Origin of the sequence: Cellulomonas sp. S1-8 (assembly GCF_026184235.1) — a bacterium.
Lineage (GTDB): Bacteria > Actinomycetota > Actinomycetes > Actinomycetales > Cellulomonadaceae > Cellulomonas.
Window position 1 is genome coordinate 1,275,420 of the sequence record NZ_CP110806.1, and the last position, 21,542, is coordinate 1,296,961.

Consider the following 21,542-nt stretch of genomic DNA (forward strand, 5'->3'; position numbering starts at 1 on the left):
CGACCAGACCGGCCTGAGTCGTCCATACAGCCTGAGAAGACGACTCAGGCCGGTCTCGCTGCCGGTTCGTCCCACCTGCCGGACCTCACCTCTCGCCACGACGGGCCGGATCGACCTCTCACCACCTGGGGTGGGGCGGGCTCGCCCGACGTCCGCATCGGGCCGTGAGCGATGAGAGGGACGTGAGAGTTCGGCCTCCCAGCGGGTGAATGACGGCCGATCCGGACGTTTCGGGCGTTGACTGGAGCCCGCAGGTCGGACGATGGTGGACGGTCGTCCGGTTCGGCGTGGGATCGTGACCGACGACGGCGTAGGTCATGAGCAGGTGCACCCGGTCCGACGACCCCGACGGCGCGCGCACCCGCGGGGAGGAGACGCGCGCGGCATGGGCCGGATCAGGCGCGGCACGATCGTCGTGGCGCTCGTCGTCGCCTTCGTGCTCGGCGCCGCTCTGGCGACCGCCCTCGGCGACCGGACCGCCGGACCGCGGGACCTCGTCGTCCCCGACGGCTGGCGCGCCGCCTGGGCAGACGCGCACGTGCTCGAGGGCGACGCGGTCGCGCTCGCGTGGGGCGACCGCGCCGGCGAGGACCCCCGCACCGCGCCCGACGGCCTGCGCTTCGACCCCGCGGTCGTCGTCGCGCAGCTCGAGGCCCTGCACGCGCTCGACGTCGACGCGCTCGGCCTGGGCGCCCACGATGGACCGCTGGGGGACCGCAAGCTCGTCGTCGTCGTCGACGGGACCTGGTCGGCCGGCCCCGGCGCACCGGGGGACGGCGCGGTCGCGGCCCTCGACGGCGGCCTGTCCACCGGGGACGGCGCGCAGCCGCTCACGCGGGGCGCGGTCGTCGGCGGTGTCGGGCTGCTCCGGGTCGAGCCGGGCGTCCTCGCGTCGTCGACCGAGCCGACCCCCGCGGCCGTCCCGACGCCCGAGCCGACCGGCCCGGACGCGGGCACCGCGCTGCCGCAGGTGCCGACCGGGACGCCGTGGGAGCTCGCGCGCGGCGTCGCCGAGACGGTGCAGCACCTCACGGAGGCCGCGAACCCGGGGCACGGACTGACGACGGAGGCCGCCGCGACCCTGCGCACCGCCGCGTCGGCGTACCTCGCGACGCTCGCCGTCCCCGGGCAGTACGCCGACGTGTCCGACCACGTGCTCGCACCCCAGCTCGCCTGGGGCAGCCCGCGGCACGGTGCCGCCGGGTGGTTGCTCCTGCAGCACCTGGCCGACCGGTCGTCGCCGACGGTCGTGCGGGACCTGTGGACCCGGTCCCTCGACACCGAGCACGTCCTCGGCGCCTACGCGCGCCTCACGTCGTCCAACGCGTCCGCGCTCAACCGGCGCGTCGCGCAGTACGCGATGCGCGCCGCCGTCGGCGACGTCGGCGGCACGGGCGACCCCGGCGCGCTGCTGGCGGGACTCGACCCGGTGCTGGCGGCCCACCGCACGACGCCCGTCGAGTCGGTGCCGGACGACCCCGGCCACCACCGGGTCACCGGGACCTTCGCGCCCGCCGCCTACGGCTACACCGTGGTCCGGCTCGTGCCGGACGGCTCGGGTGCGGACGTGCGCGTCCGGGTGCGTGGGCACGCCGAGGCGCTGGCCGACGGGCACCCCGGCTGGAGCTTCGGCCTCGTCGCGGTCGGACCCGCCGGGCCGCGGTACAGCCCGGTCACCGAGGCGACCGACGGGGAGGTGCGGCTCGCGCTGCGGCCGGGGGAGGGCGAGGTGTACCTGGTGGTCACCGCGACCCCCGCCGAGGTCGTGCCGGCGGCGGCCGAGACCTTCGCGTCGACCGTGCGCTTCCCCTACGAGTTCCGCGTGGCCGGTGCGGGCCTGTCCGACCCCGCCGCCGACGTCGCCGTCGAGGGCGGGCACCGGCACCCGAACGGCGGCGGGTGGGTCGACGACGCGGCCACCGTCGACGACGGCGCCTACGTCGCGCCGGGCGCCGTCGTGCGGGGCGACGCCTCCGTCGGGCCGGGGGTGCGGCTCGAGGGGCGTGCCTGGGTCGAGGCCGGGGCGCAGCTGTCCGGGGACGTCGTCGTGCGCGACGTGGCCGTCGTGCGGGGGACGGCGCGGCTGTCCGGCGCGGTGCTGGTCGGCGGCGACGCCGTCGTCGGCTTCACGTGCGACGTGGGCGCCTACACGTCCTACCGGGCGGGTGCCGTGTGCGATCCCGCCGCCGTCGACAGCGACGTCAACCCCGTCGTCGTCCCGTTCGCCCCGGGGGAGACCGCCCTGAACGCGAACGCCCCGACCACCACCCCGACCCCGAGCCCGACCACGCCCGTCACGCCCGGGACGCCGCCCCCGTCGACGTCCTCGCCGTCCGTGCCGGCGACGCCCACGACCCCGCCCGGGGTGGCCCCGGCGACCGCGGCGCCGGCCCCCAACCCGCCGCCGCCCGCGGGCGAGCCCGGCGTCGCCCCACCGCCCGCCGCGGTGCCTGCGGGCGCGTGCACCGCCACCTACGAGATCGTGAACTCCTGGCCCGGCGGCATGCAGGTGACGGTGACGGTGACCGCGACGACGTCGGGCGTGCGCGGCTGGCTCGTGACGTGGACGCAGCCCGAGGGCCTGGAGATCTACGACAAGTGGGCCGTCGACCTCACCCGCAGCGGCAGCACCACGACCGCCGAGAACCTGTCCTGGAACGGGGCGATCGCCGACGGCCAGAGCGTGACGTTCGGGTTCAACGCCGCGACGGCGAGCGACGCCTCACGCGTCGTCCCGCAGCTGCGCTGCACCCGGAGCGGCTGAGACCTCCCCGGGCTGAGACGTCTCGGCTCAGACCCTCGACTCAGAGCCCGTCGAGGCCGAGGACCGTGCGCACGTCCGCCGCGAGGTGGTCGAGCCGCCCGCGCGCGGACCGGTGCGCGGCGTCCACGGTCGGTCGGTCGGCGTCGGTCGCCACGGGCACGACCACCTCGAGGTAGGCCTTGACCTTCGGCTCCGTGCCGGACGGCCGGACCACGACCCGGGTGCCGTCCGCCGCGAGCAGCCGGACGCCGTCCGTCGGGGGCAGGCCGTCGCGGTCGTCGTCGGTCCCGGCAGCCAGGTCGACGACCTCGACGACCGGTGACCCGGCCAGGTGCGACGGCGGGCCCGCGCGCAGGGCCGCCATGGTGGCGCCGATGCCGGCCAGGTCGGGGTAGCGGGCGCTGACCTGGCCCGTCGCGTGCAGCCCGTGGGCGCGCGCCAGGTCGTCCAGCGCGTCGACGAGCGTGCGCCCCTGCGACGCCAGCCGCGACGCCAGGTCGCACACGCGCACGGCCGCGGAGATGCCGTCCTTGTCGCGGACGTGCGCAGGGTCCACGCAGTAGCCCAGCGCCTCCTCGTACCCGTACACCAGGCCGTCGACGCGCGAGATCCACTTGAAGCCCGTGAGCGTGGGTACCCACCGCAGCCCGGCCTCGGCCGCGACCGCGGCGAGCAGCCGCGACGACACGATCGACGACGCCAGCGTCGGCGTGGTGCCGTCGGGGACGCCGGCCGCACGGGTGCGGGCAGCGGCGTCGGCACCGAGCAGCGCCCCGACCTCGTCGCCCGTGAGCATGCGCCAGCCGTCGGCCTGCGGGGTCTGCGGTCCGCGCGCGGCGACGTGCGCGCGCGGGTCGAGGACGGCCACGGCGCAGCGGTCCGCGTCGGGGTCGACCGCGACGACGAGGTCCGCGCGCATCGCCGCGGCCAGCGCGAGCGCCAGGTCCGTGGCGCCGGGCTCCTCGGGGTTGGGGAACGCGACGGTCGGGAAGTCGGGGTCCGGCTCGGCCTGCTCCGGGACCAGCGTGACGTCACCGAAGCCCGCGCGACCCAGCACGTCGTGCGTCAGGGCCCCGCCGACGCCGTGCAGGGGTGTGAGCACGACCGTCAGCGCGGCGCGGGCCGCCGCATCACCCCCGGGCGCGACGCCCGCGGCCGTGGCCGCGTACTCCTCGACGACGTCCTCGCCGAGCACCGTCCAGCCCGTCGCGGCGCGGGGCACCGAGGCGACCGACGGGACGCGCGCGATCTCGGCGGCGATGGCCGCGTCCGCGGGGGGCACGATCTGCGCACCCTGGCCGCCGTCGGTGACGACCCGCCCGCCCAGGTAGACCTTGTAGCCGTTGTCGCGCGCGGGGTTGTGGGACGCGGTGACCATGACGCCCGCGTCGGCGTCGTGGCGTCGCACGGCGTACGCGAGCACGGGCGTCGGCAGTGCGCGGGGCAGCAGCAGGACGTCGATGCCGACGGCCGTCATCACCTCGGCGGTGTCGAGCGCGAAGCGGTGCGAGTTGTGCCGCGCGTCGTACCCCACGACGACCCGTGGCGCCGGGGTGGCGCCCTCGAGCTCGCCCAGCAGGAAGTCCGCGAGCCCCGAGGCGGCGCGGATCACCACCGCGCGGTTCATGCGGTGCGGGCCGCCGCCGAGCTGCCCGCGCAGGCCCGCGGTGCCGAACTGCAGGAGGCCGGCGAAGCGGTCGGCCAGGTCCTGGCGGGCGGCGGACGCGTCCCCGCGGACGAGGTCCGCGAGGGGCTCGCTCGCACCGGGCTCGGGGGTCGAGCCGGCCAGGCGCAGCAGCCGCGTGAGCTCGTCCGCGGTCCGCGGGTCCGGGTCGTCCGCGATCCACTCCTCCACCCGTGCGACCAGCCGCTGCCAGTCGGCATCGCGGTCGGGGCCGTGGTCGGGGCGGTCCTCCGCGTCGGCGGGGCGGTCGTTCCGGGCGGCAGCCGACGGGGCGTCCCCCCGGAGCACGTCGTCGTGGTCGTCGGTGGTGCTCACACCGTCCAACCTAGCGGCGCGCCGCGTCGACGCGCGTCAGGGACGCCGCGTCACAGGCGGCGCACGACGTCGGCGAGCAGCGCGCTGATCCGGGGTCCCGCCGCGCGGCCGGCCGCGAGCACCTCCGCATGGTCCAGCGGTTCAGGGCTGATGCCCGCGGCGAGGTTCGTGACGAGCGAGATGCCCAGGACCTCCAGGCCGGCGTGCCGTGCCGCGATCGCCTCCAGCGTCGTCGACATGCCGACCAGGTCGCCGCCGATGCGCCCCGCCATCGCCACCTCCGCCGGGGTCTCGTAGTGCGGTCCGGGGAACTGCACGTACACGCCCTCGTCGAGCGACGCGTCGACCTCGCGCGCGACGGCGCGCAGCCGGGCGGAGTACAGGTCCGTCAGGTCGACGAACGTCGCGCCCTCGAGCGGGGACGTCGCCGTGAGGTTGATGTGGTCGCGCACCAGCACGGGGGTCCCGGGAGCCCACGCGAGGTTCAGGCCGCCGCACCCGTTGGTCAGCACGACGGTCGACGCGCCCGCGGCAGCGGCCGTGCGCACGCCGTGCACGACGCGCCGCACGCCGCGCCCCTCGTACAGGTGCGTGCGCGACCCCAGGACGAGCGCGTACCGGTCGGGCCGGCCGGCGTCCCCCGCGATGCGCACCGAGCGCAGCGTCCCGACGTGCCCCTGGACGGCGGCCCGCGAGAAGCCCGGCACCTCGTGGCTGGGCAGCTCGGCGACCGTCTCGCCCAGCAGGTCGGCCGCGCCGCCCCAGCCGGAGCCGAGCACGAGCGCGACGTCGTGCCGCTGGACGCCGGTGCGGCGCGCGATCACCTCCGCCGCGATGCGTGCGACGTCGAACGGGTCGGTCGCGGGGTCGTCGAGGCTGGGCACGGCGCCGCCGGTGAGGTCGCGGGCGGGGGAGACATCGGTCATGGGGACAGGCTAACCAGGGTCCGCCGGGGCAGGATGGTGCCGTGAGCAGCCAGCAGACCGCCGCGACCCCCGACCAGCCGCAGGTGTCGTCCTCGACGGCCGCCTCGACCGTCCGGGAGGCCCCCGACGACCCGCCCACGGGGCACGTGGTCGTCATCGGCGGCGGCCCCGGCGGGTACGAGGCCGCGCTGGTCGCACGCCGGCTCGGCGCCCGCGTGACCGTCGTCGAGCGCTCCGGGCTGGGCGGGTCGGCCGTGCTCACCGACGTCGTGCCGTCCAAGACGCTGATCGCGACCGCCGAGTGGATGACCATCGCCGACCGCGCCCCCGAGCTCGGGATCCGGCTGGACGGCCTGGCGGGCAGCGGCGCCGCGGGGGGTCCCGTGGGTGCGGCGGACGTGCTGCGGCACCGGATCGACGTGCCGGCGGTCAACGCCCGCGTCAAGACCCTCGCGACGGCGCAGTCGCAGGACATCCGCACCCGGCTCGAGCGGGAGGGCGTCGACGTGGTCGCGGGGACCGGCCGGCTCGTCGACCCGGAGCACGTCGCCGTGACCGACGCCGACGGGCGCGAGCGCGAGCTCACGGCGGACGTGGTCCTCGTCGCCACGGGCGCGACGCCGCGGGTGCTCCCCGACGCGCGGCCGGACGGCGAGCGCATCCTCACCTGGACCCAGATGTACAACCTGTCCGAGCTGCCGCAGCGGCTGATCGTCGTCGGCTCGGGCGTGACGGGCGCCGAGTTCGCCGGCGCCTACACCTCGCTCGGCGCCGACGTCGTCCTGGTGTCCAGCCGCGACCGCGTGCTGCCCGGTGAGGACGCGGACGCCGCCGAGCTCATCGAGCGCGTCTTCACGCAGCGCGGCATGACCGTCATGTCGCGCTCGCGGGCGTCGGCGGCGCGGCGCACGGCCGACGGGGTCGTCGTCACCCTGGAGGACGGGCGCACGGTCGAGGGGTCGCACGTGCTGTTCGCCGTGGGGTCGGTGCCGACGACGCGCGGCATGGGCCTCGAGGAGGCGGGCGTGCGGCTGACGCCGTCGGGGCACATCGAGGTCGACAAGGTCTCGCGCACCAACCTGCGCGGCGTGTACGCGGCCGGCGACTGCACGGGCGTCCTGCCGCTGGCGTCGGTCGCGGCGACGCAGGGGCGCATCGCGATGTCGCACGCGCTCGGCGACGCCGTGCGTCCGCTGTCGCTGCGCACCATCTCCGCGAACATCTTCACGGCACCCGAGATCGCGACCGTCGGCCTGTCGGAGACGCGGCTGCGGGAGATGGGCACGCACTACCGGACGAGCATGCTGCCGCTGTCGCGCAACCCGCGCGCCAAGATGCTCGGTGTGCGCGACGGGTTCGTCAAGGTCTTCGCGCACTCCGGCACGGGCACCGTGCTGGGGGCGGTCGTCGTGGGCCCGCGCGCGAGCGAGTCGATTTTCCCGCTCACGCTGGCGGTCACGCACCGCCTCACGGCCGACGAGGTCGCGGAGGCGTCGACGGTCTACCCCTCGATGTCGGGGACGATCGCCGAGGTCGCCCGCATGCTGCACCAGCGCAGCACGGACTGACAGGAGCGGCCGGCGAGGCCGGCGCGCTCAGGCGAGGAGCGTGTGGCCCCAGAACGGGCCGTCGGGCGTGAGCAGGGCGCCGCCGTCCTCGCCGAGCGGAAGATCGGGTACCCCGGGAGGGACCGCGTACAGGCCTGACCCCGTGTGCTGCAGGTACTCCGACAGGCGGTCGTCGCGGGACAGCGTCGCCTGAATGGGGACGTACTGCGTCCGCGGGTCGCGCACGAACGCCAGGAAGAGGAGTCCGGCGTCGAGGCGTCCCAGGGCGTCGTTGCCGTCGGTGAAGTTGTAGCCGCGGCGCAGCATGCGTGCGCCTCCGTTGGCGTCGGGGTGCGCGAGCGCGACGTGGGAGTCGACGGCGATCAGGGGGGTCCCGTCGCCGCCCGCGAGCGCGAAGTCCGGCGCGCTGTGCTCGGTGCCGCCCGACAGGGGTGCGCCCTCACCTTTGGTGCGCCCGATGATCGTCTCCTGCTCGCGCAGCGACGAGCGGTCCCACGTCTCGATGGTCATGCGGATCCGTCGGGCCACGAGGTACGTGCCGCCCGCCAACCAGTCACCCGCGGGGTCGTCCGGCCGCACCCAGACGTGCTCGTCGAGCGCGTCGTGCTCCTCGGCCATGACGTTGGCGGTGCCGTCCTTGAACCCGAACAGGTTGCGCGGCGTGCGCTGGGTGGTGCTCGTGGAGGACGTCCGCCCGTACCCGAGCTGCGCCCAGCGGATCGTCGCGGTGCCGAAGGCGGCGCGCGAGAGGTTGCGGATCGCGTGCACCGCGACCTGGGGGTCGTCGGCGCACGCCTGCACGACGAGGTCGCCGTCGCACCGCGCGGGGTCGAGCACGTCACCCGCGAACTGCGGCAGGGCGACGAGCGCGGCGGGCAGCCGGTCGGCGAGCCCGAAGCGGTCGATCCCCGGCGAGCCGTCGGCCTTCGGGGTGCCCACGAACAGCGAGCGGCCGAACCCGACGGTGATGGTCAGGCCCGCGGCCGGCAGGTCGAGGGCCTCGCCGGTGTCGTCGGGCGGGGCGTCGTAGGGGCCGGACGTGGGACCGAACGGCCCGGCGGGCAGGCCCTGCGTGAGCCGGCTCGCCATGACGGTCCACCGGCGCAGGAGGTCGACGACGTCGGCGCGGTCCGTGGTCGTCAGGTCGAACGCCGCCAGGTGGAGGCGGTCCTGCGCGGGCGTGACCACGCCGGCCTGGTGCGCACCCGCGAACGGGTAGGTCCGCGCGGCGCCCGTGGGGGCGACGCCGGCAGCTGCCGGTGCGGTTGCCCGCCCGGCACCCAGCCCTGTCAGGCCGGCGCCGACGGCGACCGCCCCGCCCCAGCCCAGCAGGGCGCGCCGGCTCATGCCGCGGGGCGGGTCCTCGCGGGTCTCGTCCCGGTCGGGGTCGGTGGCGGTCGGTCCGGTCATCGCGTCACGCGCTCGTCACGGTCGCCGTGAGCTGCGACAGCGGCTCGGACAGCGCGTCCACCGCGGCCGCGAGGTCCTTGACCTCGGCGGCGGTCAGCTCGTCGTACCCGACGAACCCGTCCTCGATCGACCCGTGCTGCGTGAGCAGGTCCTGCAGCGCGGTGAACCGATCGTCGAGGTCGGCGGCCAGGTCCGGGTCCGCGGCGACGACGACGTCCTGCACGACCTCGTACGCCACCCGGGCGCCGTCGACGTTGGCCGCGAAGTCCCACAGGTCGGTGTGCGACCAGATCTCCTCCTCGCCGGTGACCTTGCCGGTGGCGACCTCGTCGAGGAGCTCCTTGGCACCGTTGGTGATCTGGAACGCCTCGAACGTGAAGGCGGGGTCGTTGACCTCGTCGACGAGCTGCTGCGTGTAGGTGACCAGGTCGTCCGCCGCGGCCTGCCGCTGCTGCGGGGTCAGCGGCACGTACGCGACGCCGCCGTTCGCGTCGGCCGTCGGCTGCCACAGGTCCTTCTCGACGAGGTGCCAGCCGCTCCACGTGTCGCCGTCGACGAGGTCCGCCTCGCGCAGGTCCAGCAGCGGGTCGAGGTCGCCGAAGGACTCGGCCACGGGTTCGACACGCTCCCAGTGCACGCGCGTCGCCGCGTACAGCGCGCGCGCCTTCTCGTCGTCGCCCGCGGCGTACGCGACGGCGAACTCCTCGGTCCCCGAGATCAGCGTGCCGACCTGGTCCTTGACGTACGCGACGTACGACGCCTCGGCGGTCGCAAGCTGCTCGGCGACGTCACCCGTGGGGCCGACCTCGGTGCCCGAGTCCGTCACCGTGAACGCGGCCTGCAGGCCCTCGCCGACCATGCCGGGCTTGCACGCCGTGAAGTACGCGCCCGGGCGGGCCTGCACGACGAGGTCCCGCGACAGGCCCGGGCCGATGTTCTCCACCTCGGACACGACCCGCAGGCCGTCCTCGCCCAAGAGGTAGAACTCGGTGACGTCGTCGCCCGTGTTCGTGACGGTGAAGGTCAGCGTGCCCGACGGTGCGGTGCTGGTGGACGTGGTGCACGCGTCGGCGCTGGACTCGACGGTGATCGCGCCGGCGGCGCCGGACTCCCCGGCGGTGGCGTCGTTGGCGACGCAGGCGGCCAGGAGCGGCAGGCCGAGCATGGCGACCAGGCCGGGACGCAGGTGGCGACGCGGGTGGCGGGCGGGCGCGGACATGTGTCTCCTCGGGTGGGCGCGGTGCGCCGGGGTGGGTGCGGAGGACGGGTGCGGAGTCAGGCGGCGGCGTGGGCGTTCGCGGCGACGGCTGCCGCCGGGGACGCCGGGCGTCGGGGTGTCCCCCAGGTGGTGCGGACGAACAGGACCGTCGTGGGCACCACGTAGCACGTCCAGGCGATCGCCTGCAGCCAGGTGGTGGCGGGGGAGAAGTTGAGCACGCCCTTGAGCACCGTGCCGTACCAGCTCGACGGCGGGACCGCCGCCGAGACGTCGAAGGCGAGCGTGTGCAGGCCGGGCAGGAGGCCCGCCTCCTGCAGGTCGTGGATGCCGTACGCCAGCACCCCGCCGGCGACGACGATGAGGAACAGACCGGTCCAGGCGAAGAAGCGGCGCAGGTCCAGGCGGACGGCTCCGCGGTACAGCGCCCATCCCAGCAGGACCGCGACCGCGATCCCGAGGGCCGCACCGAGCAGCGGGGCCGTGGTCGTCGTACCGGCCGCCTTGGCGCCTGCCCACAGGAACAGCGCGGTCTCCAGCCCTTCGCGGCCCACGGCCAGCAGCGCGACGACCGCGACGCCCCGTCGGCCCGTCGCCACCGCGCCGTCGAGCTGGTGCTGCAGCTCCGAGCGCAGCGTGCGGGCGGTACGCGCCATCCAGAAGATCATCCAGGTGATGAGGCCGACCGCGAGGATCGACAGCGCGCCGCCGATGGCCTCCTGCGCCTCGAACGTCAGGCCCTGCGGGCCGAACGTCAGGAGAGCACCGAAGGCCAGGGACGTGCCGACCGCCACCCCGACGCCCGACCACAGCGCCGGCAGCAGGTCACGACGGTCGAGCTTCACGAGGTAGGCGACGAGGATGCCGACGACGAGCGCGGCCTCGAGGCCCTCGCGGAGCCCGATGAGGAAGTTGGCGAACATGGTGTCCCTGGGTGCGCCGGGCAGGACGACGAGCGGAAACCCGCCCATCGGAAGGTAAGGCTATCCTCACCGTGGGCGAGCGTACTCCAGCAGGTCTCCGGCGCACAGGGGTGAGCGCGTGGCGAGGATCACTCGTCCAGGCGCGACCGCAGCAGCGGCCACGCGTCGGCGAACGCAGGGAGCAGGCTCCGGTCGGTGACCTCGTCGAGCGGCACCCAGAGGACCTCGAGGCTCTCGGTGTCCGTGACGGCGGGCGTGAACGGCGCGACCGCGTGCGCGATCACGGTGGTGTACGACCAGTCGGGGTGCGCCAGCACGTGCTCACCGCGGACCGCGACGACGCGCGGGTCGACGCCCGCCTCCTCCTGCGCCTCGCGCAGGGCGGCCTGCACGGCGGTCTCGTCGGGCTCCCGGGCGCCGCCCGGCAGGCCCCACGTGCCGCCCTGGTCGGACCACAGCGCACGGTGCTGCAGCACGACGTCCGTCGCGAGCCCGCCCGTGTCGCGGCGCACGAGCAGCAGACCGGCGGCGCCGTGCAGGCCCCAGTGCCGTCGCCCGCACGCGCAGACGACCCAGCCGTCCCCGGGGCGGGGGTGCCGTGGTCCGCTCACGCGCGTGCCGCGGTCAGCCGACGATCTCGCAGATCGCGCCGCCGGCGCTGACGCTCGACCCGACGCCCGCGGTCAGCGACTGCACGGTGCCGGCGCGGTGCGCGACCAGCGGCTGCTCCATCTTCATGGCCTCGAGCACGACCACGAGGTCGCCCTCGGCGACCAGCGCGCCCTCGGCGACCGCGACCTTGACGATCGTGCCCTGCATGGGCGACGCCAGCGTCGTACCGTTCGACCCGCCCGAGCGGGCAGCGCGCGGCCGCGCGGTGCGGCGCGGCCCGGCGCCGGGTCGGTTGCCCGCACCGGCGCGCCCCGGCCCCGTGCCCGAGCCGCGGCCCAGGCCGAGCGCGGCAGGCAGGACCACCTCGAGGCGCTTGCCCCCGACCTCGACGACGACGCGCTCGAGCGCCCCGACGGGCAGCTGCTCCTCGTCGTGCGCGGGCGCGGAGGTGCGGCCCAGGCCGGCGACGGTCGCGGCGAACTCCGTCTCGATCCAGCGCGTGTGGATCGCGAACGGCTGCGCGTCGTCGGTGGGCACGAACGCCTCGGCGTCGAGCACCGCGCGGTGGAACGGCACGACCGTCGGGATGCCGACGACCTCGAGCTCGGCGAGAGCGCGGCGCGCGCGCTCGACGGCCTGCCGCCGCGTCGCGCCGGTGACGATGACCTTGGCGATCATCGAGTCGAACATGCCGGACACGGTGTCGCCCTCGACGACGCCGGAGTCGACGCGCACGCCCGGACCGGACGGGAAGCGCAGGCGCGTGATGCGACCGGGCGCCGGCAGGAAGCCCGCGGCGGGGTCCTCGCCGTTGATGCGGAACTCGATCGAGTGCCCGCGCGTCGTGACCTCGGTGTACCCGAGGGGCTCCCCGGCGGCGATCCGCAGCTGCTCGCGCACCAGGTCGATGCCGCTGATCTCCTCGGTCACCGGGTGCTCGACCTGCAGCCGGGTGTTGACCTCGAGGAACGACACGGTCCCGTCGAGGCCGACGAGGAACTCGCAGGTCCCGGCGCCGACGTACCCGGCCTCCCGCAGGATCGCCTGCGACGACTTGATCAGGGTCGCGTTCTGCTCGTCGGACAGGAACGGCGCGGGCGCCTCCTCGACCAGCTTCTGGTGGCGACGCTGCAGGGAGCAGTCGCGCGTCGAGACGACGACGACCGTGCCGTGCGTGTCGGCGAGGCACTGGGTCTCGACGTGGCGCGGCCGGTCGAGGTAGCGCTCGACGAAGCACTCGCCGCGCCCGAACGCCGCGACCGCCTCGCGTACCGCGGACTCGTACATCTCGTCGATCTCGTCGGCGGTGCGGGCGACCTTCAGCCCGCGACCGCCGCCGCCGAACGCCGCCTTGATCGCGATCGGCAGGCCGTGCTCCGCAGCGAAGGCGTGGATCTGCGACGCGTCGTCGACGGGGTCGGGGGTGCCGGCCACCAGCGGCGCGCCCGCGCGCTGCGCGATGTGCCGGGCGCTGACCTTGTCGCCCAGCGCCTCGATCGCCGCGGGCGGCGGACCCACCCACACCAGGCCGGCGTCGATCACGGCCTGGGCGAACTGCGCGTTCTCGGCCAGGAACCCGTAGCCCGGGTGCACGGCGTCGGCCCCGGCGCGCCGCGCGACGTCGAGCAGCTTGGCGATGTCGAGGTACGTCTCCGCCGCGCGGGCACCGTCGAGCGCGTACGCCTCGTCCGCGACGCGCACGTGCAGCGCCTCGCGGTCGGTGTCCGAGTACACGGCGACGGACGCGACACCGGCGTCGCGGCAGGCGCGGGCGATGCGGACGGCGATCTCCCCGCGGTTCGCGACGAGGACCTTGGTGATGAGTGGCACGGCTCACCGTAGCGCGCGCGCACCGGCGTGCCCGCGGCGCGGCCCACCGTCGGCGCAAGATTGAGGCAACCTTCAAGGCCGCACCGGCGACTCTTGTAGGAACCCTCCACGGCGAGCCCGCGGACGGGTCAGGGCCGCCAGAACGTCGGGATCGTCAGGTCGATCTCCGCCAGCAGGTGACGCAGCAGCGGCAGGCTCACGCCGACGACGTTGTGGTGGTCGCCCTCGATGCGCTCGACGAAGGGGCCACCCAGGCCGTCGACCGTGAACGCACCCGCCACCGCGAGGGGCTCGCGCGTCGCGACGTACGCGGAGACCTCCGCGTCGGACAGGTCCGCGAAGTGCACGACCGTGGACGCCGTCGCGCCGAGCGTCGCGCGCGTGCCGCCGTCGGCGGGGTCGCGCTCGTCGACGAGCCAGTGGCCCGTGTGGAGCGTGCCCGTGCGGCCGCGCATGGCGTGCCAGCGCGCGACCGCGTCGTCGGCGTCCGCCGGCTTGCCGAGGACCGCGCCGTCGATCTCGAGCATCGAGTCGCAGCCGAGCACCACGACGTCCTCGTCGTCGCCCCAGCCGTCGACGTCGATCTCGTCGAGACGCCGCGCGACGTCCTCCGCCTTGGCCTGCGCGAGCACGAGCACCGCGTCGGCCGGCTCGAGGTCACCGAACCGCTCGCGGGCCGCGGCCAGGACGGCGTCCTCGTCGACGCCGGACACCGCGACCAGCGGCGCGAGCCCCGCGGCGGTGAGCGTCGCGCGGCGGGCAGGGGAGGCGGAGGCGAGCAGCAACCGGATCACGGGGCCGACCCTAACGGCCCGCGCGTCCCGAGACCTCCGCCCGTGCGTCCGTCGAGACCCCCGCCGTGCCCCCGCAGGGGCGTCCGCAGGCACGCGCCCGGAGGCCCGGGGCGGGTGCCGGGACGTCCGACCTGCCCCGGCGCACAGGTGCGCAGGGCACAATGGCGCGTCGGACTGCAGGGGCGAGGAGGCCACGGTGAAGGAGACGACCCAGGACGTGCGCGGCGGCGACGCCGGGCACCCGGTCGACGAGCACGACGACGCGCTCGACGACCCGGGCGCCGATCTGATCGACGACGACCCGGACCTGCTGCGGCCCGCGCCGCTGGCGTGGCGGCGCCGCACGGCGATCGAGATGCTCGTCTCCGGGCTCATCGGGCTGTACACGTCGTTCGTGCTGTCGTACGAGGCCATCCCGATCGCCGTGGCCAGGGCGACCAACACGACGGCGTCGCTGAGCTGCGACCTCAACTCGGTCATCTCGTGCGGGAAGGTCGGCGCGAGCTGGCAGGCCGCGCTGTTCGGCTTCCCCAACGCGTTCCTCGGGATCGCGGCCGAGGCCATCGTCATCACGGTCGCCGTCGCGATGGCCGGCGGCGTGCTCTTCCCCCGCTGGTTCATGCTCAGCGCCCAGGCGATCTACACGGCCGGCCTGGTCTTCGCCTGGTGGCTGTTCCAGCAGTCGTTCTTCGTGATCGGCGCCCTGTGCCCCTGGTGCCTGCTCATCACGGTCACGACCACGCTCGTCTGGGCGGGGCTGACCCGCGTGAACGTGCGAGACGGCCATCTGAAGCTTCCCGGGCGCTGGGGACCGTGGGGTCGGCGGTTCGTCGCGTCGGGCAACGACTGGTTCGTGACCGTCGCGGTGCTCGTGCTGTTCGCCGCGGTGGTCTTCGCCAAGTACGGCTGGACGCTGTTCGTCTGACCGGTGCCCCGTTCCCGGGGCACCGGCGGTCAGGACGCGAGCGCCGTCGGCAGCACGGCCAGCGGGACCGACCCGAGCGCGAGCGCGCGCGCGTGGAAGTCCCGCAGGTCGAACACCTGGCCGCGCGCCGCCGCGGCGTCGCGCGCGTGGTCCCGCGCCTGCTCCCACAGCCGCTGCCCGACCTTGTACGACGGGGCCTGCCCCGGCCAGCCGAGGTAGCGCGTGAACTCGAACCGCACGAACGAGTCCGACATGGCGACGTTGCCGCGCAGGAAGTCCCACCCCGACGCGGGCGTCCACGTCCCGACCTCGGCCGGCGCAGGCAGCCCCAGGTGCATGCCCAGGTCGAACACGACGCGTGCGGCGCGCAGCCGCTGCCCGTCGAGCATGCCGAGGCGGTCGCCCGGGTCGTCGAGGAAGCCGAGGTCGGCCATGAGCCGCTCGGCGTACAGCGCCCAGCCCTCGCCGTGCCCCGACGTCCACGCCGCGAGCCGACGCCACGAGTTCAGCGTCGCGCGCTCGTAGACGGCCTGCGCGATCTGCAGGTGATGGCCCGGCACGCCCTCGTGGTAGACGGTCGTGCGCTCGCGCCACGTGGAGAACGACGTGACGTCCGGCGGCACCGACCACCACATGCGGCCCGGGCGGCTGAAGTCGTCGCTGGGACCGGTGTAGTAGATCGCCCCGGTGTGCGACGGCGCGATCCGGCACTCCAGCGTGCGCACCGGCGCCGGGATGTCGAAGTGCGTGCCGTCGAGCGCCTCGATCGCGGCGTCGGACGTCGCCTGCATCCACGCGCGCAGCGCGTCGGTGTCCGCGAGCCGGCGCGCCGGGTCGGCATCCAGCAGCGCGACGGCCTCCGCGACGCCCGCCCCGGGACCTGCGACCTGCGCCGCGACGTCGGCCTGCTCGGCCTGCACGCGGGCGAGCTCCTCGAGCCCCCACGCGTACGTCTCGTCGAGGTCGACGTCCGCGCCCAGGTGGTTGCGGGACCACAGGGTGTAGCGCTCGCGGCCGACCGCGTCCTGCACCGGCGCGTGCGGGGCCAGCTCGTCGGCCAGGACGCGGGCGAGGTCCGCGTACGCGTCCCGCGCGGAGGTGGCGGCACGTTCCAGGTCCGCCTGCAGCGGGTGGTCGTCGCCGAGGACGCGTCGCGCGTCGTCGCCGCGCACGAGCCGCGTGAACGGCGACGCCTCGGCGTCGGCCACCTCGCGCGCCTGCGCGACGACCGCCTCGACCTGCCGGACGGCGGCGACGTGGCCGCGGGCCGCGGCCGACCGCAGCGACGTGACGTACGACGCGAGGGACGCCGGCACCTGCGCGAGGCGTGCCGCGACGTCGTCCCACGCCTCCTCGGTGTCCGTGGCCATGAGGTCGAAGATCTCGACGACCTTCTGCGACGGTGACGCGAGGTTGTTGAGCAGCCGCTCCTCCTCGCCCGCGTCGTGCAGGTCGATCTCGCTGCGCAGCGCGTAGCGCATCGCCCCGACGGTGACCTCGTCGACGGCGTCCGCGTGCGGGAGCCCCTCGAGCGCCAGCAGGGCCGAGCGGGCGCGGTCGGCGCGCTCGGCCGCGGCGTCGGGCGAGAAGTCCGTCAGCTCGCGCTCGTGGCCCGGCACGCCGAGGTACGTCGCCGCGATCGGGTGGAGACGGGCGAGCGCACCGACGTAGGCGTCGGCGACGCCGTCGACGGGGCTGACGGGACGGGGGCCGGTCGCGGGGGACGTCACGCGCAGCACCCTACGACGCGTCGGCCGTCGGGCGCCGCGCGTGACCGCGCCTCACCGCGGGCCCGCGGCGGTGCTCAGGGGTGCAGGCTCCAGCGCCACGCGTCCGGTCCGTGCACGGGCGCCGTCGTGCCGCGCAGGCGGCCCGGTGCGGTCCACCGGGCGCGCGCTGCGCGGGCGGGCAGGTCGGGCCCGTCCTCCTGCGGGGCGCGTCGCGACGCGGCGGCGACCAGCCCGGCGACGAGCGCCGCCAGCTCGACGTCGTCCGGCGTGCCCCGCACCACCTGCACGTGCGCGTCCGACCGCACGGCGTCGTCGTCGTCCGACGTGCTCACAGACCGTCCTCGTCGTCGTCGTCGTCCTCGTCGTCGAGCAGCACCGGGGCGCCGCGCCCGGCCCCCCACTCGCCGACGACGAACCCGCGCGCACCCAGGGTGTGCGCGATCTGCGCGCCCCCGTCGTCGACGATGTCGATGACCGCGTCGAGCGTCAGGTCGCTGACCGTCGCGGGCAGCTCGACGACGAACCCCAGGTGGAACGTGTCGTGGTCGCCCGGGGTGACCGGGGCGTCGTCGTCGGACCCCGAGTCGTCCCAGGTCATGCCCGTGAGGTCGGCGTGCAGCCCGAGGCGGGCGTGCAGCAGGTCGTACAGCCGGGCGTTGAGCCCGCCGACGCGGGCCTCGAGCGCGAGGACCCGGGGGTCCTCGTCGGCCTCCCGCGCACCGAACTCCGCGCGCACGCCCACGGCCGTCTCGACGTACGCGTGCAGCGCCGCCGACAGCTCGTCGACCGTCGCGTGCAGGTCGCGGGAGTCCACGCCGGTCAGCGGCTCCCGGCCGTGCGACGCGGGGTCGTGCTCGTCGGGGTGGCCGGCCTCGCCGTGGTGGTCGTGGTCGTCGTGGTTCATGCGGTGCTCCCGTCGCGGGTCACAGGGGGATGTTCCCGTGCTTCTTGGGGGGCAGGCTCGCACGCTTGGTGCGCAGCAGACGCAACGCGCGGACCACCTGTGCGCGGGTCTGCGACGGCTCGATGACGTCGTCGACGTACCCGCGGTCGGCGGCGTCCCACGGGTTGACGATCGCGTCCTCGTACTCGGCGGTGAGGCGGCGGCGCTCCGCGTCGACGTCGCCGCCGGCCTCCGCGACGGTCTTCAGCGCACCGCGCTGCAGGATGTTCACGGCCCCGCCGGCGCCCATGACGGCGATCTGCGCGGTGGGCCAGGCCAGGTTGACGTCGGCACCGAGCTGCTTGGAGCCCATGACGATGTACGCGCCGCCGTACGCCTTGCGCGTGATGACCGTGACCAGCGGGACGGTCGCCTCGGCGTACGCGTAGATGAGCTTGGCGCCGCGCCGGATGATGCCGTTCCACTCCTGGTCCGTGCCGGGCAGGAAGCCCGGGACGTCGACGAACGTGAGGACGGGGATGCCGAACGCGTCGCACGTGCGCACGAACCGGGCGGCCTTCTCGGCCGCGTTGATGTCGAGGGTGCCGGCCATCTGCATCGGCTGGTTCGCGACGACCCCGACGGGCTGCCCCTCGACGTGCCCGAAGCCGACGACGACGTTCTGCGCGTAGAGCGACTGGATCTCGAGGAAGCTGGCGTCGTCCAGCACCGTCTCCAGGACGGTGTGCATGTCGTACGGCTGGTTGTCGGAGTCCGGCACGAGGGTGTCGAGGACGCGGTCGTCGTCGGTGGGCTCGAGGTCCGCCTCGTGCGCGTACGCGGGCGGCTCGGCGAGGTTGTTGGTCGGCAGGTACGCGAGCAGCGTGCGGACCCAGTCGATCGCGTCGTCCTCGTCCGACGCCATGTAGTGCGCGACGCCCGAGCGCGTCGAGTGCGTGGTGGCGCCGCCCAGCTCCTCGAAGCCGACGTCCTCGCCCGTCACCGCGCGGATCACGTCCGGGCCCGTGATGAACATGTTCGACGTGCCATCGGCCATGACGATGAAGTCGGTGAGCGCGGGGGAGTACACCGCACCGCCTGCCGACGGGCCGAGGATGAGGCTGATCTGCGGGATCACGCCCGACGCGGCCACGTTGCGCCGGAAGATCTCCGCGAACTGCGTGAGGCCCGCGACACCCTCCTGGATGCGCGCACCACCGCCGTCGCTGATGCCGACCAGCGGCACGCCCGTGCGCAGCGCCAGGTCCATGACCTTGGTGATCTTCTGGCCGTGCACCTCGCCCAGCGACCCGCCGAAGACCGTGAAGTCCTGCGAGTACACGCACACCGGCCGGCCGTCGACGGTGCCGTGGCCCACGACGACGCCGTCGCCCGCGATGCGCTTCTTCTCGAGCCCGAAGTTGGTCGAGCGGTGCCGCACGAACGCGTCGAGCTCGACGAACGAGCCCGGGTCGAGCAGCGCCTCGATGCGCTCCCGCGCCGTCTTCTTGCCGCGCGCGTGCTGCTTGGCGACGGCGCTCTCCTCGGGCACGTCGACGGCTGCGGCGCGCCGCGCGCGCAGGTCGTCGAGGAGCCCGGCGGTGGTGCGCGCGGGGCCGGCGGTGGGTCCGGGCGGGGCGCCGGCTGCGGTGGGGTCGTCCTGGGTCACCCGACGAGGCTAGTTGTGGACGTCCACCTGCCGCGTGCACTGCGCCGACCGTGTTGCCGGAGGGTGCCTGTGGGGACCCCACAACGCGCACCCCGCACGACCGTGGGGCAGCCACCGTCCCCGCTGCGCGATGATGGCCCGATGGCGATGCGTCCGCCCCTCGGGGTCTCCACGTTGCGGGACCTGCTCCTCGCGCCCGCGGGTCCCCTCGCGCGCCTCGACGTCGTCGCGGAGTCGCCGTCGACCAACGACGACGTGGTGTCCGGGCTGGCGCGCGACCCCGATGCGTGGCCGCACGCGTCCCTGCTCGTCGCCGAGCACCAGACCGCGGGCCACGGACGCGCCGGCCGGACCTGGACGACACCGCCGCGGGCCGCACTGACCTGCACGTTCGTAGCGCGGCCGCGGTCCGGGCCCGCGACGTACGGGTGGCTGCCGCTGCTCGCCGGGCTCGGAACGGTGCGGGCGCTGCGCGCGACCGCGGGCGTCCGGGCGCAGCTCAAGTGGCCCAACGACGTGCTCGTCGAGCTGGGTGACCGTGTCGAGCCGATCGACGGCTGGGGCACGACGCGCAAGGTGGCGGGCGTGCTCGCGCAGGTCGTCCCGCAGGTGCCCGCGGTGGCCGTGGGCATCGGCGTCAACGTCGACCAGCGCGCCGACGAGCTGCCGGTGCCGTGGGCGACGTCGCTCGTCCTGGCCGGCGCGCGCTCCGCCGACCGCGAGAGCGTGCTCGTCGCGCTGGTCGCGGCGCTCCACGAGGTCGCGCAGCGCTGGGTCGAGCACGACGGCGACGCCGCCGCGGCGGGGCTCGTCGAGGAGGTCGCGTCGGTGTGCGCGACCGTCGGGCAGCGCGTGCAGGTCGACCTGCCCGACGACAGGGTCCTCGTCGGCACCGCGACCGGTCTGGCCCCCGACGGTGCGCTCGTCGTGCGCGACGACGCCGGGGTCGAGCGGCGGGTGCTCGCCGGGGACGTGACGCACGTGCGTGTGGCCGGCGCCGCAGGTCCGTGAACTAGGCTCGTCGCGTGCCGCAGGCTGAGGGACGCGCGAGCGAGCCGGCGACCGGCCCGGCGCTCCCGACGCCCGGGACGGGCGCGCCGACCACCTGGCGCACCGGCACGACGGACGAGCTCGACGAGCTGCTGCTCGGCGGGCCCCGCACCCTCAGCGCGCGGGACCTGGCCCGCCGCACCGGCATCGACCTCGAGGCCGTCCGCGTGTTCTGGCGGACCCTGGGCCTGCCGAGCCACGGCGACGACGAGGTCATGTTCACCGAGCGCGACGCCACGGCGCTGGCCATGGCCGAGGTGCTCGTCGTCGAGCACGGCCTGGCGATGAGCACCGTGATCACGGTGATCCGCGCGCTCGGCCACACGTCCGACCGCCTCGCGCTGTGGCAGGTGGAGGCCCTCGTCGAGGACATGGCGACGCGCTACCAGCTCGACGACACGACCGCGCGCCTGCTGGTGCTCGACCGGCTGCGGGACCTCGCGCCGCTGCTCGAGCAGCAGCTCCTGCACTCCTACCGCCGCCAGCTCGCGGCCGTCGCCGACCGGTACGCCGCCGAGTTCGGGCACCTGCGGGACGTCGCGGTCGACGGCCGGCTGCTGCCGCTCGCGCGCGCCGTCGGGTTCGCGGACATGGTGTCGTTCACGCGCCGCACCGCCGGCCTGGGCTCGACGGACCTGTCGCTGTTCGTCCAGCGCTTCGAGACCGCCGCGCGCGACGTCGTCGCCGCGGCGGGCGGGCGCGTCGTCAAGACCATCGGCGACGCGGTGCTGTTCATCGCCGACACCCCCGGCGCGGGTGCTGAGGTCGCCCTGGGGCTCGCGGACGCGTTCGGCTCGTCGCTCGACGTCGAGGCGGCCCGCGGCGCGGGCGGCCTGGCCGAGGGTGCGCGCGGCGTCACGCCCGTCCGCGTGGGTCTGGTGTGGGGGCGCGTGCTGTCGCGGTTCGGCGACGTGTTCGGCCCGACGGTCAACCTCGCGGCCCGCCTCACCGACATCGCCGAGCCCAGCGGCGTCCTCGTCGACGCCGCGACGGCCCAGGTCCTGGGTGGGGACCCCCGGTTCCGGCTGACGGAGCAGCCCGCGCGCGAGCTCGCAGGCGTGGGCGAGGTCGTCCCGTACCGCCTGGACGCGGCGCCGGCCTGACGACCCGCCCCACCCACCCAACCCCCCGCCCACCCAACCCCCCGCCCACCCAACCCCCCGCCCACCCAACCCCCCGCCCAACCCCCCGCCCACCCACCCAACCCCCCGCCCACCCACCCAACCCCCCCGGCCCCCTCTCA

17 protein-coding genes are annotated in these 21,542 nt (G+C 75.4%); 5 read left to right on the forward strand and 12 right to left on the reverse strand.

Annotated features, from left to right (window positions below; genetic code table 11):
- Nucleotides 1-385 precede the first annotated feature (385 nt).
- Nucleotides 386-2,764 (forward strand): DUF6055 domain-containing protein, encoded by a 2,379-nt coding sequence (locus OKX07_RS05705; protein WP_265630882.1) that lies wholly within the window; start codon nt 386-388, stop codon nt 2,762-2,764.
- Nucleotides 2,765-2,804: 40 nt separating this feature from the next.
- Here the strand turns inward: OKX07_RS05705 and OKX07_RS05710 are convergent, their stop codons facing one another.
- Both OKX07_RS05710 and OKX07_RS05715 read right to left on the reverse strand, forming a co-directional pair.
- A complete protein-coding gene (locus tag OKX07_RS05710) occupies nt 2,805-4,631 on the reverse strand; it encodes a phospho-sugar mutase (RefSeq protein WP_265631825.1) in 1,827 nt (608 codons plus the stop codon).
- A 182-nt stretch (nt 4,632-4,813) separates the two neighbouring features.
- Nucleotides 4,814-5,689 carry a purine-nucleoside phosphorylase gene (locus OKX07_RS05715; protein ID WP_265630883.1) on the reverse strand — a complete coding sequence of 292 codons (876 nt, stop codon included), beginning with the start codon at nt 5,687-5,689 and terminating at the stop codon, nt 4,814-4,816.
- Nucleotides 5,690-5,730: 41 nt separating this feature from the next.
- Between OKX07_RS05715 and OKX07_RS05720 the strand changes: the two genes are divergently transcribed.
- On the forward strand, nt 5,731-7,257 hold the full coding sequence (locus OKX07_RS05720) for an NAD(P)H-quinone dehydrogenase (protein WP_265630884.1): 1,527 nt from the start codon (nt 5,731-5,733) through the stop codon (nt 7,255-7,257).
- A 27-nt stretch (nt 7,258-7,284) separates the two neighbouring features.
- On the opposite strand, the gene efeB is transcribed toward OKX07_RS05720, so the two are convergent.
- From efeB to OKX07_RS05750, 6 genes are all read right to left on the reverse strand, one after another.
- The gene (gene efeB, locus OKX07_RS05725) at nt 7,285-8,667 is read right to left on the reverse strand and encodes an iron uptake transporter deferrochelatase/peroxidase subunit (RefSeq protein ID WP_265630885.1); all 1,383 of its coding nucleotides are present in this window, start codon (nt 8,665-8,667) and stop codon (nt 7,285-7,287) included.
- 4 nt (nt 8,668-8,671) lie between these two features.
- A complete protein-coding gene (efeO, locus tag OKX07_RS05730; protein WP_265630886.1) occupies nt 8,672-9,886 on the reverse strand; it encodes an iron uptake system protein EfeO in 1,215 nt (404 codons plus the stop codon).
- A 56-nt stretch (nt 9,887-9,942) separates the two neighbouring features.
- Nucleotides 9,943-10,806, reverse strand: a complete 864-nt coding sequence (gene efeU, locus OKX07_RS05735) for an iron uptake transporter permease EfeU (RefSeq protein ID WP_265631826.1) — start codon at nt 10,804-10,806, stop codon at nt 9,943-9,945.
- Nucleotides 10,807-10,934: 128 nt separating this feature from the next.
- Nucleotides 10,935-11,417: an NUDIX hydrolase gene (locus OKX07_RS05740; protein ID WP_265630887.1), complete on the reverse strand. Its 483-nt coding sequence runs from the start codon at nt 11,415-11,417 to the stop codon at nt 10,935-10,937.
- Nucleotides 11,418-11,430: 13 nt separating this feature from the next.
- Nucleotides 11,431-13,248 (reverse strand): biotin carboxylase N-terminal domain-containing protein, encoded by a 1,818-nt coding sequence (locus OKX07_RS05745; RefSeq protein ID WP_265630888.1) that lies wholly within the window; start codon nt 13,246-13,248, stop codon nt 11,431-11,433.
- A gap of 128 nt (nt 13,249-13,376) precedes the next feature.
- The gene (locus OKX07_RS05750; protein WP_265630889.1) at nt 13,377-14,042 is read right to left on the reverse strand and encodes a Maf family protein; all 666 of its coding nucleotides are present in this window, start codon (nt 14,040-14,042) and stop codon (nt 13,377-13,379) included.
- 196 nt (nt 14,043-14,238) lie between these two features.
- Between OKX07_RS05750 and OKX07_RS05755 the strand changes: the two genes are divergently transcribed.
- Entirely contained in the window at nt 14,239-14,967 is a 729-nt protein-coding gene (locus tag OKX07_RS05755) for a vitamin K epoxide reductase family protein (protein ID WP_265630890.1), read from the forward strand.
- Between the two features lie 29 nt (nt 14,968-14,996).
- Here OKX07_RS05755 and OKX07_RS05760 read toward each other — a convergent pair whose 3' ends face one another.
- From OKX07_RS05760 to OKX07_RS05775, 4 genes are all read right to left on the reverse strand, one after another.
- The gene (locus OKX07_RS05760; RefSeq protein ID WP_416220862.1) at nt 14,997-16,703 is read right to left on the reverse strand and encodes a DUF885 domain-containing protein; all 1,707 of its coding nucleotides are present in this window, start codon (nt 16,701-16,703) and stop codon (nt 14,997-14,999) included.
- A gap of 68 nt (nt 16,704-16,771) precedes the next feature.
- Nucleotides 16,772-17,029, reverse strand: coding sequence for an acyl-CoA carboxylase epsilon subunit (locus OKX07_RS05765; protein ID WP_265630892.1), 258 nt, complete (start codon nt 17,027-17,029; stop codon nt 16,772-16,774).
- Entirely contained in the window at nt 17,026-17,601 is a 576-nt protein-coding gene (locus OKX07_RS05770; RefSeq protein ID WP_265630893.1) for a hypothetical protein, read from the reverse strand. The genes OKX07_RS05765 and OKX07_RS05770 overlap by 4 nt, the downstream gene beginning before the upstream one ends.
- A 19-nt stretch (nt 17,602-17,620) precedes the next feature.
- On the reverse strand, nt 17,621-19,249 hold the full coding sequence (locus tag OKX07_RS05775; protein WP_416220833.1) for an acyl-CoA carboxylase subunit beta: 1,629 nt from the start codon (nt 19,247-19,249) through the stop codon (nt 17,621-17,623).
- A gap of 141 nt (nt 19,250-19,390) precedes the next feature.
- Between OKX07_RS05775 and OKX07_RS05780 the strand changes: the two genes are divergently transcribed.
- Together OKX07_RS05780 and OKX07_RS05785 are read left to right on the forward strand one after the other, a co-directional pair.
- Entirely contained in the window at nt 19,391-20,260 is an 870-nt protein-coding gene (locus OKX07_RS05780; RefSeq protein WP_265630894.1) for a biotin--[acetyl-CoA-carboxylase] ligase, read from the forward strand.
- A 14-nt stretch (nt 20,261-20,274) separates the two neighbouring features.
- Nucleotides 20,275-21,402, forward strand: a complete 1,128-nt coding sequence (locus OKX07_RS05785) for an adenylate/guanylate cyclase domain-containing protein (protein ID WP_265630895.1) — start codon at nt 20,275-20,277, stop codon at nt 21,400-21,402.
- The last annotated feature ends 140 nt before the right edge of the window (nt 21,403-21,542 follow it).